Below are 16,155 nucleotides of genomic sequence, written 5' to 3'. Positions count from 1 at the left end.
GCCCCCATCATGCCTCAGACGAATTGCGACAGGCCAGGGATCGAGGCGACAATCTGGCCCATTGTCTCTTCGCCTACCTGCTCGCGGGCAGATGCAAACAGGGTCCGCCCGACAGTCTGGACCTGGCCCATGGAGAGGCCGGACGACATCAATTGGCTGCCAAGGCCCATGATCCCGCCCATGGCGCCAAACATGCCGCCGCTTGGCGCCTTGGCGATGAGGTCGTCAGCGCCCGGGAGCTTTTCCATCATGGTTGCCACATGCTCGCTTGGGCCTTCCTTCTTGAGAAAGCCCAGAATGGCGCCGATTGCCTTTTCCGCTACACTCGCATCAATGCCGGCTGCCGCCGCGACTTTGGCGATGATTTCGTCCATATGTTCCTCCCGGCATCGCGCCGTTTTGTGTTCACCGCCATCCTTCTCATAACGGCGCCATCTCTGGCAAGCCCGTGGGAATGCGGGTAATCTTGAGCCCTTCGCGCGGCGATTGCCGCCACCCCGCAGGCACTCTATAAGCCGCCCGAACCGTTGACGGCTGAGGATGGCAGGATCAAGACATGGCAAACAAGCTTCAGGATGGAATGATCTATATCGGTGGGGGCGGGGTCGATCAGTATCTCACTCTCAAGCTCGCCAATCGCCACGGTCTGGTGACGGGCGCCACCGGCACCGGCAAGACGGTGACGCTGCAGGTGCTGGCGGAAGGCTTTTCGGACGCCGGCGTGCCGGTCTTTGCCGCTGACATCAAGGGCGATCTCTCCGGCGTCGCTGCGATGGGTGAGGCGAAGGATTTCATCACCAAGCGCTGCCAGGACATCGGCTTTGACGATTTCGCGCCAGATAAGTACCCGGTCGTCTTCTGGGATCTTTTTGGCGAGATGGGCCACCCGATCCGCGCCACCGTCAGCGAGATGGGCCCATTGCTGCTGTCGCGGCTGATGAGCCTTAACGATGTGCAGGAAGGCGTCCTCAACATCATTTTCAAATACGCTGACGAGCACGGGCTTCTGCTGCTTGATATGAAGGATCTGCAGGCGGTTCTGCAATTGCTTGGGGCTGACAAGGAATTGCAGGCTGAACTGAAGGCAGCCTATGGCAATGTCTCTCCCCAGACAGTCGGCACGATCCAGCGGCAATTACTGGTGTTGCAGCAGCAAGGCGGCGACAAGTTTTTCGGAGAGCCGGCGCTCGATCTGAAAGATCTGATGCGTGTCACCCGCGACGGGCGCGGCACGATCAATATTCTTGCCGCCGACAAGCTGATGTCCTCGCCCCGCCTCTATGCGACGTTTCTGTTATGGCTGATGGCGGAACTCTTCGAGCAGCTTCCCGAGGTGGGTGATCCTGAAAAGCCCAAGCTCGTTTTCTTCTTCGATGAGGCTCATCTGCTGTTTGACGAAGCACCAGACGCGCTTCTCCAGAAAGTGGAACAGGTGGTCCGCCTCATCCGGTCTAAGGGCGTTGGCATCTACTTTGTTTCGCAAAATCCAATCGACGTCCCGGACAAGGTGTCCGCCCAGCTCGGCAACCGCGCCCAGCATGCGTTGCGCGCCTTCACGCCGCGTGAGCAGAAGGCGGTGAAGGCTGCGGCTGAAACCTTCCGTCCCAATCCCAAGCTTAATACGGCAAAAGTCATCATGGAGCTTGGCAAGGGTGAAGCGCTGGTGTCGGTGCTGGAGGGTAACGGTACGCCGACCATGGTCGAGCGCACCCTGATGCGTCCGCCATCCGCGCGTATTGGCCCGGTGACGGATGCCGAGCGCAGGGCGGTGATGGCTGCTTCGCCTTTTGCCGGGAAGTACGAGGACGTGATCGATCGCGAATCAGCTTTCGAGCGACTAAGCGGCAAAGCTGCTGCCAGCGCGGGCCCGCAAGGACATAACGCACCGACGCAGGCAATGCCGGCTCCTCAGGAAGCCTCAGCCGCAGGCGGCGGCATCATGGATCAGATCGGCGGCGTTCTCGGTGGCATTTTTGGCCAGTCCGCGCCTCCTCCCGTCGGCCCGCGAGGGGGCAGGGCGTCGCAACGTCAGTCGGTCGGCGAGGCGGTTGTCAAAAGCGTGGCGCGCTCGGTCGCCTCTTCGGTTGGCCGGCAGGTCGGCTCTGCGATTATCCGTGGTGTCCTCGGCTCGATGCTGAAACGCTGAAACATGCTGCGCGCCTATCTCCACGAGCAGCACAACATCGTCATGGCCGGCGATCACCAGCTTGATGCTCTTCCAGCCAATGTCGTGTGGATGGATCTCGTCGAGCCAACAGAGCTGGATGAACGGCAGGTCGAGCATTGCCTCGGTATCAATGTTCCAACCCGTGAGGAGATGCAGGAAATCGAGGTGTCGAGCCGGCTTTATACAGAAGACGGCGCCGTCTTCATGACGGCTGCTATCATCAGCCATGCGGATACCGGCAATCCGATCATTTCGCCGATCACTTTCGTGCTGGCCGGTGAGCGTCTCATCACCGTGCGTTATACCAAGCCGCGCGCTTTCGACACGTTTTCTCAAAAGCTGATGCGTCACAATAACCATGACAGCGCCGGCCCGCTGATTTTTGCTGGCCTTATCGAAGCAATCATCGACCGGCTCGCCGATATCCTGGAAAGCGTCAATGTCGATATGGACAAATTATCGACGGAAATTTTCGATGCCGATCCTGGGCGGGCCGCCGGGCGCAATTTTCAGGAAATTTTGCGGCGCATCGGTAAAAGAGGAGATTTTGCCGCCAAATCGCGCGAGAGCCTCGTATCGCTTGCCCGCATTGCTCATTATTTCAACGAAACGGTCGACCTGTTCCACCTTCCCTATGGCCGTGATATGAAGAACCGCATGGCGGCGATCGACAAGGACATCGGTTCACTGCTCGATCATACGAATTACATTTCCGGACAGGTGAGCTTTTTGCTGAACGCGTCCCTTGGGCTCATCAATATCGAACAAAATGCCATCATCAAGCTCTTCTCGGTGGTCTCCGTTGTCCTCATGCCGCCGACCTTGATCGCCTCGATCTACGGCATGAACTTCAAGGGCATTCCCGAACTTGATTGGCCGCTTGGTTATCCGATGGCGCTGTGCATGATGGCGATCTCGGCGGCGCTGCCTATCTGGTTCTTCAAGCGCAAGCGCTGGTTTTGAGACGGCGGGGAAAGCTGAGCGGATGGGAAGAACCGGAAATGCAATGTTACCTTTGACGGCAATGACGACGCTTCTGGGGTGCCGTGATACCTCGTTTTTGCTGTCCGACTGCCGCGCTTCGTCTTAAACCGCAGGAAGGCCCGTTTCATGTGCGGTATTGCGGGCTGGAGTGATCCGCGGATGGGAGCGGGCGACGCCGCCAAAGCGCGGCTTTTGCGCATGTGCTCAACGATCCATCATCGCGGCCCTGATGATGAGGGGTCCTTTATCGACGAGGGTGTCGCCCTTGGCATGCGGCGCTTGTCGATCATCGACATTGCGGGCGGACATCAGCCGATGACGACGCCCGATGGCAATCTGACCATCGTCTTCAATGGCGAGATCTATAACCATCACGACTTGCGCAACCGGCTCATTGCGCAAGGCCATTCCTTCCGCACACGCAGCGACACCGAAGTGGTGCTGCACCTGTTTGCGCGCGACGGGCTGGAAAGCCTCAATCTGCTGAACGGCATGTTTGCGATTGCCATCTGGGATCGCCGCCAGCGCAGCCTTTATCTGTTGCGCGACCGCATGGGGGTAAAGCCCCTCTATTATGCGTGGGACGGCGAGCGGTTGATCTTTGCCTCCGAGATCAAGGCCATTTTGTCTGCTTTGCCGCTGCGCCCCGCCATCAATGCGCAGGCGATCTGGGACTATTTCACCTTCCGCTACATTCCCCAGCCGCAAACCATCTGGCAGGGGATTTACAAGCTGCCTCCCGCGCATCACCTCACTTTGCGCACTGGCGCCACCGCCCCGCTGATCGAGCGCTGGTGGGATATTCCCACCCCCGCACCGCAAGCCTGGCATGACGCCGATCATATCGCCGAGTTTGATGTTTTGCTGAGCGATGCAACGCGGTTGCGCATGCTGGCGGACGTGCCGGTCGGCGTCCTGCTGAGTGGCGGTCTTGATTCAAGCCTGCTGGCGGCGCGCGCCACGGGGGGCCCGAGGCTCAAGACATTCTCGATTGCCTTCGAAGACGCCTGCGACATCGACGAGCGACCCTATGCGCGTCAGGTCGCTCGCCGTATCGGTTCTGATCACAACGAAATCGCCATCACTCATCAGCAGGTACGGGATTTCCTGCCCGACCTGGTTCATTACGCTGATGAGCCGCTCGCGGACGCGGTCTGCGTGCCGATGCACTATGTGTGCAAGCTGGTTCGCGAACATGTAAAGGTCGTTCTGTCGGGTGAAGGCGCGGACGAGACGCTGGGCGGCTATTCCTTCGATCAGGCGGCCAAGCAATGGGATGGCGCAGCAGCGCTGGCGCGGGCGGGCGACACCGGGGTTGATCCCGCGCTCCTCGATCTTCGCCGTGCCAGACTGCCGCCGACGATGACGGCCTATCTCAGCGACGAGCAGAAAGCGTTGCTGTTTCGCCGCAGCGATTACGCCGATTCTCACGCTGGCGACCGACAGGCACTTGCCCGTTACGGCGACGCGACGCCGCTGTCGCAGGCACTTTATCTCTATTGCCAGGATTGGCTGGTCGAAGACCTGCTGATGAAGGCGGACAAGATGTCGATGTCGACCTCGGTCGAACTGCGCACGCCGTTTCTTGATTTTCGCCTGGTTGAGGCTGCTGCCCGGCTGCCCGATCATCTGCGCGTCGGACGCAATGCGTCCGGCGTCTACGAGACAAAGCACATCTTGCGCATTCTCGCCCGGCGCGGCGAATTGCCGGACGATATCGTCGAGCGCCCCAAAATGGGCTTTCCTGTTCCCATCTATGAGTGGCTGCGCGATCCCCAGCGCCTGTTATCCATCGTCACCGATCACCTGACCGGCCCAGGGATACGCCTGCATGAATGGCTCGATCCCAAGGCGCTCGCCGACGTCGTGACGCTGGGCACCGCGGTGCCGGGAAAATGCAAGAACCGGCACATTCTGTTCAACGCGCTGGTGATGGAAATGTGGCTGCGCCACTGGACGTGAGACGGAGCGATCCGCCCCACATCCGGCGCGATCACAGCCTATTTGAGCTTGTCGGCGACCTTGTCGATGCCGGCCTTGGCACAAACCTCGTCCTTGTCGCCGCCAGGCGCACCCGAAACGCCCACTGCCCCGATCGTTTCATTGCCAACCTTGATCGGCAGCGCACCGGCGAGTGCGATGAAGCCCGGCAATGTGCCCTGCGCGACACGGGTATTGGTCGGCTTGAAATACTCCTCGGCGAACTGGGCTGAGGGCACACCAAGCGTGCGTGAGGTATAGGCCTTGCGCCGGCTGTTCTCCACCGTGTGCGGGTTCGTGCCATCGCCGCGGATCATCATCTTCACTTCGCCCGCCCGGTCGAGCACAGTCACCGTTACCCTGAAGCCGCTCGCCGTGCAGCTTGCCATGGTCGCCTGTGCAATCTCATTGGCGATCGCCAGCGACAGGTTTTTCTCGGTCAATAATTCCTGAGCCCCCGCCGCTCCGCCCAAAGCCATTGTGGCGGCACCTGCCATGATCCAACGCGTCAACATGTTTGCTCCCCTGGTTGCCCGGCCGCTTGTTTACGCCGGTGGCGCATTGAAGCCGAGGTAAGGGCCAAGTGCTGTTCACGGTTTGGTGAAGAGCGAAGAGCAACAACCTATTGATCAGTCGGTCTTACCTGGTTGATTTGTCGAGCACTTGTGGATTTTAGATCCATCAAAGCCTATCCACCAATTCAAAAATGATTCCCAGAGGGTGTATTGTGCCGGTTTATCATTTGCGGTCCTCTCTTTGTCGATGGTCGAGCGAGGTGGGAATTTAACTGACTTACGAGCAATATTTTTGATGTGAGTAGAAATAAAGCGGTCATGTATAGATTTAGATAATAAAAGTAGCGTAAATGACGACAAAATAAATAATATCAAAAATAAAATACATATTATTAAGGAAAAAATAATATCGTAATTTAAATTATTATGGATATTAGTGCAGTTATTATATTTATTATTATCGCATAAATTTAAAAAAGATGTATATAATGTTAAAACAGAGTCCATAGGAAATAAGTAATCACGAATTGACGTGCCTGCTGTAAAAATCCCAAAAATTATACCGACAACTCCAAGAAGTTTTCCTGTTTCTTGTCGATGTTCGTCGCCTTTTGCGATACGGCGTTCGTTGATATAACGCATCGCGCCTTGCGCGGAATGAAACCGCCGCGCGATAGATTCGCTTCGATCAAAATAATATTCGACATTACGTCGCATGAAGTCGTCGTAGGATTGTAAGCCGTCGATGCGAACGCAACGCAAGTCATACACGCGCTTCCTGAACGTATCGGCATAAAATGCGCTGCGTCCCAGCCTGAAAGACAGATCTCCGTGGCACAATTCGGTCAAACCCCGAAAGCGCCATTGATTAAACTCGTCACGGTAATGAATATAAAATTCGTCTCCATATGTCTCATAAAAGGGTGACTCACAAAAAGTAGAGCAAAAATTGAGTTCTTCAAAAGTTTTTCGTGAATCGTCTTTGCTTTCATGATCGGCATAGCGAATTCCATCGCCCCAAAGTTGCCCCATCTGGCGCAACTCGATACCTGCCAAGCGTAAATCATTGCTATCAAACAGGGCGGCATGCCTCAGCTCGCCCAGGACATGGAGCAAGCGCATAAGTCGGCCCAGCTGCTCGGCCGAAGGGCCATCATAGACAACAAAATAATGAACATCGGCGGCGATGCCCGCCGGGTCTCTGGATTTTCGGCCCAGATTCGATCCATAGATGGCCGCCCCACCTAACATTCCGCAAAGTATGGTATTTCTATCTTCCCAAGGTGAAACGACGTCTTTCGCTGGGCCTCCAATAATATCATAATATAATTCATGATGTTTTTTTATGTGTGAAATCAATAAGTTACTAATTACGCCGTCATTTTTTCTATTTTTTATATAATAATCAACTTCTGGAAATGGTGGAATGGAAGGTTTAAATACATATGTTTTATTGTCATATATATGCCGTGAATATCCTTTAAATTCAATAATTCGCTTTGATAGAGCGGTTGTCCGATTTGCGCCCGCTTCCTCTTTGTTGCCGGAAAGCTTTTCCAGCAATTCATGCTTCCACCCGCAGCCAGGTGGATCACTTCTGGAAGATTGTAATAAGTTGCCATCCATAATATTCCATATATTGTTATATAAATCGTCGTAATGTAATTCGTTATTGTTGATTTTGTCAATTGCTTCCATACAATTATCAAGTAAAAAAGTCAATGTTGTATACTCTTGATGACAGTCAAGACGAAGACGAAAATCCCATTTCAGATTTTGTATAATTACAGCGCCAAAATAAATCGTGTGAGTTTGATTTGATGATTTAAAAGAAGAGGGAATATTCTTAATATATGTGTTATCATCGTGAGTGTCGGTAGGCGCGGTATTATTCGAAATATCGATACAAATAGGAGCTGAAAAATAAAAGGCTCCATTAATCGGTAGTTTATTGGCCTCGCCGACAAAACATTTAATAAAATCTGTGAGTGCGTCTGAACGATCTGTATTTATTTTTCCGATTGGGCGCTTATTACCAATAACATCACGAAAGATAATATGCCGTGCAAGACATATATCGCGAATTTTGTAAGCGGGACGTGACCCTATGACACTAAAATAATCATCATTGGGTGGAGGCGCAGGAGAGACAGGCGGAGTATCGGAAGGGCTGGACGTCGCTACCATCTGTACTACTCAAGAGGATTAAATCTGTATTCCACAGGCATCGAGAGGGAAACAAAAATTATTCTGGATAAGCACGCAAGTGAAAATCACTTCTTTCGCCGTCAATTTTCTCTCTTATCCACATACAACTTCCCCCCGCCTGCCATGAATTTCTCGCTCATCTCGGCCATGCCGGCGAGTGCGGTCTTCTCATTGTCGAGAAGCTCGGCTGCCTCTTTTCGGATGTCCTGGGTGATTTTCATCGAGCAGAATTTCGGCCCGCACATGGAGCAGAAATGCGCCGTCTTATGCGCGTCCTTGGGCAGCGTTTCGTCGTGGTAGGCGCGCGCCGTATCGGGATCAAGGCCGATATTGAACTGGTCCTCCCAGCGAAATTCGAAGCGCGCCCGGCTCATCGCATCGTCCCTGAGCTGGGCGGCCGGGTGGCCCTTGGCAAGGTCGGCTGCATGCGCGGCGATGCGGTAGGTGATGACGCCGGTCTTCACATCATCGCGATTGGGCAGGCCGAGATGTTCTTTCGGCGTCACGTAGCACAGCATCGCCGTGCCGAACCAGCCGATCATGGCGGCCCCTATGCCCGACGTGATGTGGTCATAGCCTGGCGCGATGTCGGTCGTCAGCGGCCCCAGCGTATAGAAGGGCGCTTCGCCGCATTCCTTCAACTGCTTGTACATATTGACCTTGATCTTGTGCATCGGCACATGGCCGGGGCCCTCGATCATCACCTGGCAGCCCTTGTCCCACGCCACTTTGGTAAGTTCGCCCAGTGTCTCCAGCTCGGCGAATTGCGCCCGGTCATTGGCATCGGCAATCGAGCCGGGGCGCAAGCCATCGCCCAACGAGAATGACACGTCATATTTGCGCATGATGTCGCAGATATCGCCGAAATGCTCGTAGAGGAAACTCTCGCGATGGCCGGCAAGGCACCAGCGCGCCATGATGGAACCGCCACGGCTGACAATGCCGGTGACACGATGGGCGGTGAGCGGCACATAGGCCAGGCGCACGCCGGCATGGATGGTGAAATAATCGACGCCCTGTTCGGCCTGTTCGATGAGAGTATCCTTGAACACCTCCCAGTCAAGCTTCAGCGGATCGCCGCCAACTTTTTCCAGCGCCTGATAGATCGGCACCGTGCCAATCGGGATCGGCGCATTGCGCAAGATCCAGTCGCGGATGTTGTGGATGTTGCGACCCGTTGAGAGGTCCATCACCGTGTCCGCTCCCCAGCGGATCGACCACACCATCTTTTCCACCTCTTCGGCAACCGAGGATGTGACCGCCGAATTGCCGATATTGGCATTGACCTTGACAAGGAAATTGCGGCCGATCGCCATCGGCTCCAGTTCCGTGTGATTGATATTGGCGGGGATGATGGCACGGCCACGGGCGATTTCCTCACGCACGAATTCCGGCGTGATGAAGGGCGGAATGGCAGCACCGAAGCTCTCGCCATCGGCGATGATGGCCTCAGCGTTGTCGAGCGCTTTCTCACGGGCCAGATTCTCGCGATGCGCCACGTAAATCATTTCCGGCGTGATGATGCCGGCGCGGGCAAATTCATATTGCGTCACCATCTGCCCGTCCTGACCAACACGCACCAGACGATTGGCGGGGCAGGCGGGCACGAGCTTATCGAGCGGCACGAAGCCATTGTCCTCGGGCTTCACCGCGCGGGGTGTTGCGGCGGCGAAATGGCGTCTGGCGATCCATTCTTCGCGGATTTGCGGCAGGCCGTTGGCCAGATCGATTGTGGCTTTAACGTCTGTATAAGGGCCCGAGGCATCGTAGACCCGGACCGGCGGCTCGCTGGCTGATGGGTCAAGCGCGATCTCGCGGTAGGGAACGCCGATGCCGTGAAGACCGGGGAACTGCCCGTAGCGCTTGGCCGAGCCGGTGACGGGCCCGGTGGTGACGGTTTGCGGCGCGGCAGCTTCAGGCTTCTGGTGAATGGTCATGACGTATCCTCCACATGTGTGACGGGCACGGGCAGGGGGAGGGAGCGCTGGTTGCGCAAGATCCGTCCCTCCGCCGGCATGACCCGGATCAGGTTCAAGGGTCACCGCGCCGGCAATCTGCCTGTCGGTATCTCAGCCCTCTCGGCAGGGCCCCCCTCGGATAGGTGTCAAGGTCTGCTTCCTGTGCCTGAAAGTCAATGCGGTGGATTACTCCGCCACCCGCCCGATCAGATTGTCCCAGTTGACGATGCTGAGCAGGTTGGCGTTGGCGTCCGTCCACAAAAGCGTGCTTTTGCCATCGTCACGCCACTGCGACAGGCCGGATTTGATGTCGGGCGCAGCAAAAAGCGCCGCATCGCGCGTGTAAAGCGCCCAGCTCACCGTGTCATCGCAATCATCGCTGGCGGACGGCGTTTCAAACCAGCCGACATTGAGACTGAATTCCTTCGACAGCCCGCGATGGAGCGGCGCCAGCCCGAAGACGTCGATCTCGAAATTGATGGCAAGAATACCGCCGGGCGCCAGGTGCCTGAGATAGATGTCGAAGGCTTCTTTTGTCATCAGATGGAGCGGCGGCGAGGCGCCGCGAAAGGCATCGACGACGAGAAGATCGAACTTGCCGGGCGTGCCGGCGGCAAGCTCGCGCTCCAGCAGGATGCGCCCGTCGCCATGGAAAACCTGCACCTTGGCCTTGCTGTCGCGCACGAAGGAGAAATGCCGGTTGGTGAGGTCGGTCACAGCCGGGTTGAGCTCATAGACACGCATGTCATCACCGGGTTGACCAAGTGCTGCCAGAACGCCGACACCAAGGCCGACCGAGCCGATGCGAAGTGGCATTTTGCTTGCCGCAGGCCGGGCCCGCAACGCTGCAAGGGCGTGGCCGACGCCGGAGCCTGGCAGGAAGGCGCAATAAGGTTCATTGCGTCTGGCCGGGATCTGGTATTGCGAACCCTGCGGCACGCCCGCCTGCACCATGGTGAGCGAGAAGCGTTCCGGCTCGTCCTGATGTTCGCGAATAATTTTCACGACCCCGTAGAAATTGCGGATGCGATCGACGACGTCTCGCTCACTATGCGCCGTCTGCGACAGGGCATAGCCTGCACCAGCAATCGCTGACGCACAGCTGGCGATCAGCGCCAGGCGTTGCCCGCGTGCGCCTGGCTCGAGGCTGCGCCATGACAGGGCAGCACCCATCACGGTGGTAGCTATCAGGGCCAGCGGATATTCCCAGTAATCGGAGAAAATCAGCGGGGCAATCAGCGCCACCGCGATGCCGCCAAGGGCGCCACCGAGCGAAATCGCCATGTAAAAGCGCGGCAGGCGTGTGGCGGGCGGCTGCAGGCGGACCATTTCGGCATGGCAGATCATGCATCCTGCCGTCATCGTCGCGGCATTGAACGCAAGGCGCAGCAGCAGGCCCTCGCCTGGATCGCTGGGCACCAGCCCGACACTGGCGACTGCAAGCAGCACAAAGCCGATAAAGAACCCCAGCCGGTGATAGAGGTGCTGGTAGCCGAAGGCGATGATGAAGGTCGCAAGATAAAGCGACAGTGGCAAAATCCACAGGAAGGGGATGACGGCCGTCCACTGCGTCATCTGGTTGGTGGTCGCAATCAGCAGCACCGAGCCGAGCCCAGAGTAGACGAGCCATAACCAAAATCGATCGCTGGCGGCGGGCGCTGCGCTGGCGTCGGCCATCTCGCTCATCGTGGCGGGCGGGTTGGCTCGCATCAGGACAATCGCCGCGCAACCCGCCATGAGGAGCGCAAACACAACGAAAAGGCGCGACCACCCGATCGTCTGTTCGGGGCTGGAGAGCAACGGCTCGAAGATGAAAGGATAGCTCAGCAGGCCAAGAAACGAGCCTAGATTGGAGACGGCAAAAAAGCGCGAGGCCAATAGCGAGCGGTCGATCTGGGCAAGCCAGCGTTGCAGCAGGGGCGAGGTGGTGGACAGGACCATATAGGGCAGCCCGACGCACACCGTCAGCAGCGCCATGATGCGCCCGAGCGGATTGTCGGCGTTATCGGGTTTGTAGGCGTCCGACGGGGTAATCGGCAGAGCAAGCAGGGCAAGCCCGAGCAGGCCGATATGCAGGAGCGCCTGGGTGCGCGGCCTGATCGGTGCGGTGAGCGCGTAGGCGTAGCCATAGCCTGCCAGCAAAGCGAGCTGGAAGAACAGCATGCATACCGTCCAGGTCGTCGCGCTGCCGCCAAACCAGGGCAGGATGAACTTCGCAAGCACCGGTTGCACCTGAAACAGCAGAAATCCGGCTAAACCAAGGGTCGCCGAGAACATGATCTTGGTCAGCAATGCGGCGGGCATGGATCAACCTTTTTCCGGTAATGCGCGCTTTTGCTCATGGAAAGCTTGTGAAATCAAGATCCCTGAAGCAGTCAATTGCCACAAGACGCAGGGCAGGGGCGATATCGAACGCCTTGGCGGGAAGGTTTGGCACCGCTATGGTCCGCCCGGTAATGTTGCAAGCAAGCAGGTTTTCATGAACGCCATCGACCCGGTTCTCGCCAAGATCGACGCCAATCGTCATGCCGCGCTGGACCGGCTTTTCGAGCTTTTGCGTATTCCCTCTATTTCGACCGATCCAGCCTTTGCCGCTGATTGCAGGAAGGCGGCCGAATGGCTGGTGAGCGAGCTGAAGAGCCTTGGCTTTGAAGCGTCCCTGCGTGCGACGCCCGGCCATCCCATGGTGGTCGCGCACCGCCGTAAACCAGGGGCCAGGCGGGTCCTGTTTTACGGCCATTATGATGTCCAGCCCGTCGATCCATTGTCCTTGTGGGCGACCCCGCCTTTCGAGCCGCATCTCAAGAACGGCGCTAATGGCCAGCAGATCATGGGGCGTGGCGCGGCCGACGACAAAGGCCAGGTGATGACCTTTATCGAGGCAGCCCGCGGCTTTATCGAGACCCATGGCGATCTGCCGCTCGATGTGACGATTTTTCTCGAGGGCGAGGAAGAATCAGGTTCACCCAGCCTCAATGCCTTTCTTCAGGCTGCCAAGGATGAACTGAAGGCGGATCTCGTTCTGGTCTGCGACACCGGCATGTGGGACGCTGGCACACCGGCGATCACAGGTTCATTGCGTGGCCTGGTTGGCGAAGAGGTAATTATCACCTGCGCTGACCGCGATCTTCATTCCGGCGGCTTTGGCGGGCCGGCGCAAAATCCGATCCGGGCGCTTGCCAAGGTTCTGGCGAAACTTCACGATGATGCAGGCAAGGTGACGCTCCCGGGGTTCTATGACGGGGTGGACGAAATTTCTGCCGATCTCAAGGCGTCGTGGGACAAGCTGCCCTTCGACGTCGCGGAATTTCTCGGCGATGTCGGGCTGAAGACACCGGCGGGAGAAAAGGGCCGCACTGTTCTCGAAATGCTGTGGGCGCGGCCTACCTGCGAAATGAACGGCATCGTCGGGGGTTACACTGGCGATGGTTTCAAGACCGTTCTGCCGGCCAAGGCGTCGGCCAAGGTGTCGTTTCGCCTTGTCGGCCGGCAGAATCCGCAGAAAATCCGCGACAGTTTCCGTACATTTGTGCGCGACAATCTCCCGGCTGATTGCCAGGTCGAGTTTCGTGATCACGGAGCAAGCCCGGGCATTGTGCTGCCCAGTGGCGGCGCAGCATTCCAGAATGCGCGGGCGGCGCTGTCGACTGAATGGGGCAATGAGGCCTTCATCATCGGTGGTGGCGGCTCAATTCCCGTCGTTGGTGCCTTCAAGGAGGTGCTTGGCATGGATTCGCTCCTCATCGGCTTTGGGCTTGACGACGACCGTATTCATTCGCCCAATGAGAAATATGAGCTGGCTTCTTTCCAGCGCGGCGCCCGCTCCTGGGCGCGTGTCATGGCAGCGCTTGCCGGCTGAGTGCCGGGACGGAGAGTGGTTGATGTCTTGCAATTTCGTTGGTGTGCTGCTGGGCGCCTGCCAGATCGCATCCTCGCCTCCACCGCAACTGCGCCCGCTGCCGCCGCGCGCCGCCGTCTTGTACGTTGACGGGCGGCGCGAGAAGGCCACCGGCAAGGTCGACACGCGATTGCCTCTGTGCGATTACAATACCAGCCCCTTCGAGCGCATCGTTCGTGATCGGCCGGCGCAGGATTGGACCGATGAGCGAGCGGGCGGGCCGGCCAATTACAATGGACGCTCGTGTGTGTTGCCCGTTTATCGCGACCCGCGATTTTGAGGATGGCTCAAGGACCGGATGAGGCAGATGAATTTGCCATTCATGCGGTGATAGCAGGCCCTGACTAGGAGAACATGGCATGGCCAATTGGTCGCAAACCTGGACATTCCAAAACGGCGAGTGGCGCGAGGGAAATGTGCCAATCATGGGCGTGCGCTCGCACGCGACCTGGCTTGGCTCATCCGTGTTCGACGGTGCCCGCGCGTTCGAAGGTGTCACCCCTGACCTTGATCGCCACTGCAACCGGGTGAATGCTTCGGCCAAAGCGCTCGGCCTCAACCCGACCCATTCCGGCGAGGACATCATCGGCATTGTCAGGGACGGGTTGAAGAAGTTCGACAAACAGGCCGAGCTTTACATCCGGCCCATGTATTGGGGTGAGGGCAACGGCCCCTCGGCCGTACTTGCCGATCCCGACGATATCGGCTTTGCCGTATCGATTTACGTTGCCCCCATGCCGGCGCCCAACGGTTTTTCAGTCACCACCACACCCTTCCGCCGGCCAAGAGCGGACATGGCGCCCGTCGATGCCAAGGCGGGCTGCCTTTATCCTAATCCTGGTCGCGCGCTTGCCTATGCCAGGCAGAGGGGCTTCGACAACGGCATCATGCTTGATCCTGACGGCAACGTCGCCGAGCTTGCCACCGCCAATGTGTGGCTGGTCAAGGATGGCGTGGCAGTCACCCCTGCGGCGAACGGAACGTTCCTCGCCGGCATAACACGATTGCGGGTCATCGCGCTCCTGCGCGAGGCTGGAATGATGGTTGAAGAGCGCATCGTTACACCCGATGAGGTTCTTGCCGCAGACGAAATCTTCTCAACCGGAAATGCCGGCAAGGTCCAGCCGATCACCCGCATCAATGATCGCCAGCTGCAACCAGGTCCGGTGTTCCGCAAGGCGCGCGCGCTTTATTGGGAATTTGCTCATGCGTGATCTCTCTTGCTGGCTTGTTCTTGTGGTCGCTGCCGTTGCGCTTGACGCGTTACGACCGGCATCCGCGCAAACGCAACGCCCCCCTGATGCGATTGCGGTCTTGTCGGGGGCAGAGGATTGCGATCAGCTGCGCAAGCAATTGGGCCGCGATGGCGTCTGGGTCAGTCGCTATGCTGTGGTTGGCGGGCGCAACAGTTTTGCCAGCAGCTCCTATAACGGGTCCGGCAGTGCCTGCTTCCGCTCGATCCAGCAATGCGAACGTTTTCTGACCGAGGTCGCGCTCGACTATCAGTTGGCCGAGGCTGGCGGGGATTGCCGCAAGGGTCAATGACTTTGAATAACTCCACACGTCAGAGAATTTCGGGCAGAGATTATGGCACATCATCGGCGCGCTGAGCTTCTGTCAGATCGCGCAGCGCTGCGCACCCGCATGGCAGCCTGGCGTGAATCGCACCAGATCGTTGCCCTGGTGCCGACCATGGGCGCGCTTCACGAGGGACATCTGTCGCTGGTTCGGCTCGTTGCCGCGCGCGCCGATCGCCTGCTGGTTTCGATCTTCGTGAACCCGGCCCAATTCACACCCAGTGAGGATTTCAGCGCCTATCCGCGCACGCTTGAGGCGGATCGCGAGAAGCTTGGAACCGCCGTCGATGCGATTTATTGCCCGCCGGTCGCCGACATTTATCCGGCTGATTTCGTGACATCGATTTCGCTTGAAGGACCAGCGACGACTGGCCTTGAGGATCGCTTTCGGCCAACTCATTTCAAGGGCGTTGCCACCGTGGTTGCCAAGCTTTTTTTGCAAACCACCCCGCATCTTGCCGTTTTCGGTGAAAAGGATTTCCAGCAGCTCTGCGTCATCCGTCAGATGGTTCGCGACCTCGAATTACCGGTCAACGTGGTCGCAGCACCAACCATTCGCGAGGTTGATGGGTTGGCCATGTCGTCGCGCAACGTCTACTTGAGCGAAGCCGAGCGCGCGGTGGCCCCGCTCATCTATCACACCCTGACGCAATGCGCCGAGCGGCTGCGACAGGGTGATGAGGCCAGCCGTGTGCTGGCTGAAGGTGTGGCAATCCTGGAAAAATCCGGGTTTTCGGTCGATTATCTGGAATGGCGGCAGGCTGATACCCTGCTACCCGCCACCACGATTGAACAGCCGACACGCGTGCTGGTCGCCGCCAGGATCGGGGCAACCCGCCTCATTGACAATATCGCTGTTTGAACCGGA

Annotated in this window: 13 protein-coding genes and 1 riboswitch; of the genes, 8 read left to right on the top strand and 5 right to left on the bottom strand. The window is 57.8% G+C overall.

The window, feature by feature from the left end; genetic code table 11:
- Positions 1 to 14: 14 nt before the first annotated feature.
- Positions 15 to 374: a DUF2267 domain-containing protein gene (locus ACINK1_RS00470; RefSeq protein WP_376799914.1), complete on the bottom strand. Its 360-nt coding sequence runs from the start codon at positions 372 to 374 to the stop codon at positions 15 to 17.
- Between the two features lie 182 nt (positions 375 to 556).
- On the opposite strand from ACINK1_RS00470, the gene ACINK1_RS00465 reads away from it, so the two are divergent.
- The 3 genes from ACINK1_RS00465 to asnB all read left to right on the top strand — a co-directional run bounded on the left by ACINK1_RS00465 (position 557) and on the right by asnB (position 5,113).
- A complete protein-coding gene (locus ACINK1_RS00465; RefSeq protein WP_376799915.1) occupies positions 557 to 2,146 on the top strand; it encodes a helicase HerA-like domain-containing protein in 1,590 nt (529 codons plus the stop codon).
- Positions 2,147 to 2,149: 3 nt separating this feature from the next.
- The gene (locus ACINK1_RS00460) at positions 2,150 to 3,130 is read left to right on the top strand and encodes a magnesium transporter CorA family protein (RefSeq protein ID WP_376799916.1); all 981 of its coding nucleotides are present in this window, start codon (positions 2,150 to 2,152) and stop codon (positions 3,128 to 3,130) included.
- Positions 3,131 to 3,277: 147 nt separating this feature from the next.
- Complete coding sequence (gene asnB, locus ACINK1_RS00455) at positions 3,278 to 5,113, top strand: asparagine synthase (glutamine-hydrolyzing) (RefSeq protein ID WP_395759927.1); 1,836 nt, start codon at positions 3,278 to 3,280, stop codon at positions 5,111 to 5,113.
- Positions 5,114 to 5,151: 38 nt separating this feature from the next.
- Here the strand turns inward: asnB and ACINK1_RS00450 are convergent, their stop codons facing one another.
- The 4 genes from ACINK1_RS00450 to ACINK1_RS00435 form a co-directional block, all read right to left on the bottom strand.
- A complete protein-coding gene (locus ACINK1_RS00450; protein ID WP_376799918.1) occupies positions 5,152 to 5,646 on the bottom strand; it encodes a heme-binding protein in 495 nt (164 codons plus the stop codon).
- A 114-nt stretch (positions 5,647 to 5,760) separates the two neighbouring features.
- Positions 5,761 to 7,833, bottom strand: a complete 2,073-nt coding sequence (locus ACINK1_RS00445) for a hypothetical protein (RefSeq protein WP_376799919.1) — start codon at positions 7,831 to 7,833, stop codon at positions 5,761 to 5,763.
- Between the two features lie 101 nt (positions 7,834 to 7,934).
- Entirely contained in the window at positions 7,935 to 9,791 is a 1,857-nt protein-coding gene (gene thiC / locus ACINK1_RS00440) for a phosphomethylpyrimidine synthase ThiC (RefSeq protein ID WP_376799920.1), read from the bottom strand.
- A gap of 48 nt (positions 9,792 to 9,839) precedes the next feature.
- Positions 9,840 to 9,958, bottom strand: a riboswitch (TPP riboswitch).
- A 40-nt stretch (positions 9,959 to 9,998) separates the two neighbouring features.
- Positions 9,999 to 12,116 (bottom strand): fused MFS/spermidine synthase, encoded by a 2,118-nt coding sequence (locus ACINK1_RS00435; RefSeq protein WP_376799921.1) that lies wholly within the window; start codon positions 12,114 to 12,116, stop codon positions 9,999 to 10,001.
- Between the two features lie 175 nt (positions 12,117 to 12,291).
- Here ACINK1_RS00435 and ACINK1_RS00430 point away from each other — a divergent pair, with 175 nt between their 5' ends.
- From ACINK1_RS00430 to panC, 5 genes are all read left to right on the top strand, one after another.
- Entirely contained in the window at positions 12,292 to 13,671 is a 1,380-nt protein-coding gene (locus tag ACINK1_RS00430) for a dipeptidase (RefSeq protein ID WP_395759939.1), read from the top strand.
- 22 nt (positions 13,672 to 13,693) lie between these two features.
- Positions 13,694 to 13,990, top strand: a complete 297-nt coding sequence (locus ACINK1_RS00425) for a hypothetical protein (protein ID WP_376799922.1) — start codon at positions 13,694 to 13,696, stop codon at positions 13,988 to 13,990.
- Positions 13,991 to 14,069: 79 nt separating this feature from the next.
- Positions 14,070 to 14,924 carry a branched-chain amino acid aminotransferase gene (locus ACINK1_RS00420; RefSeq protein ID WP_376799923.1) on the top strand — a complete coding sequence of 285 codons (855 nt, stop codon included), beginning with the start codon at positions 14,070 to 14,072 and terminating at the stop codon, positions 14,922 to 14,924.
- Positions 14,917 to 15,255: a hypothetical protein gene (locus ACINK1_RS00415; RefSeq protein WP_376799924.1), complete on the top strand. Its 339-nt coding sequence runs from the start codon at positions 14,917 to 14,919 to the stop codon at positions 15,253 to 15,255. The genes ACINK1_RS00420 and ACINK1_RS00415 overlap by 8 nt, the downstream gene beginning before the upstream one ends.
- A 42-nt stretch (positions 15,256 to 15,297) precedes the next feature.
- Positions 15,298 to 16,149 (top strand): pantoate--beta-alanine ligase, encoded by an 852-nt coding sequence (panC, locus tag ACINK1_RS00410; protein WP_376799925.1) that lies wholly within the window; start codon positions 15,298 to 15,300, stop codon positions 16,147 to 16,149.
- Positions 16,150 to 16,155: the final 6 nt, after the last annotated feature.

The organism is Raskinella chloraquaticus (SeqCode) (genome assembly GCF_021731865.1).
GTDB lineage: Bacteria > Pseudomonadota > Alphaproteobacteria > Rhizobiales > UBA4765 > Raskinella > Raskinella chloraquaticus.
This window is presented reverse-complemented; position numbering and strand designations above follow the sequence as displayed.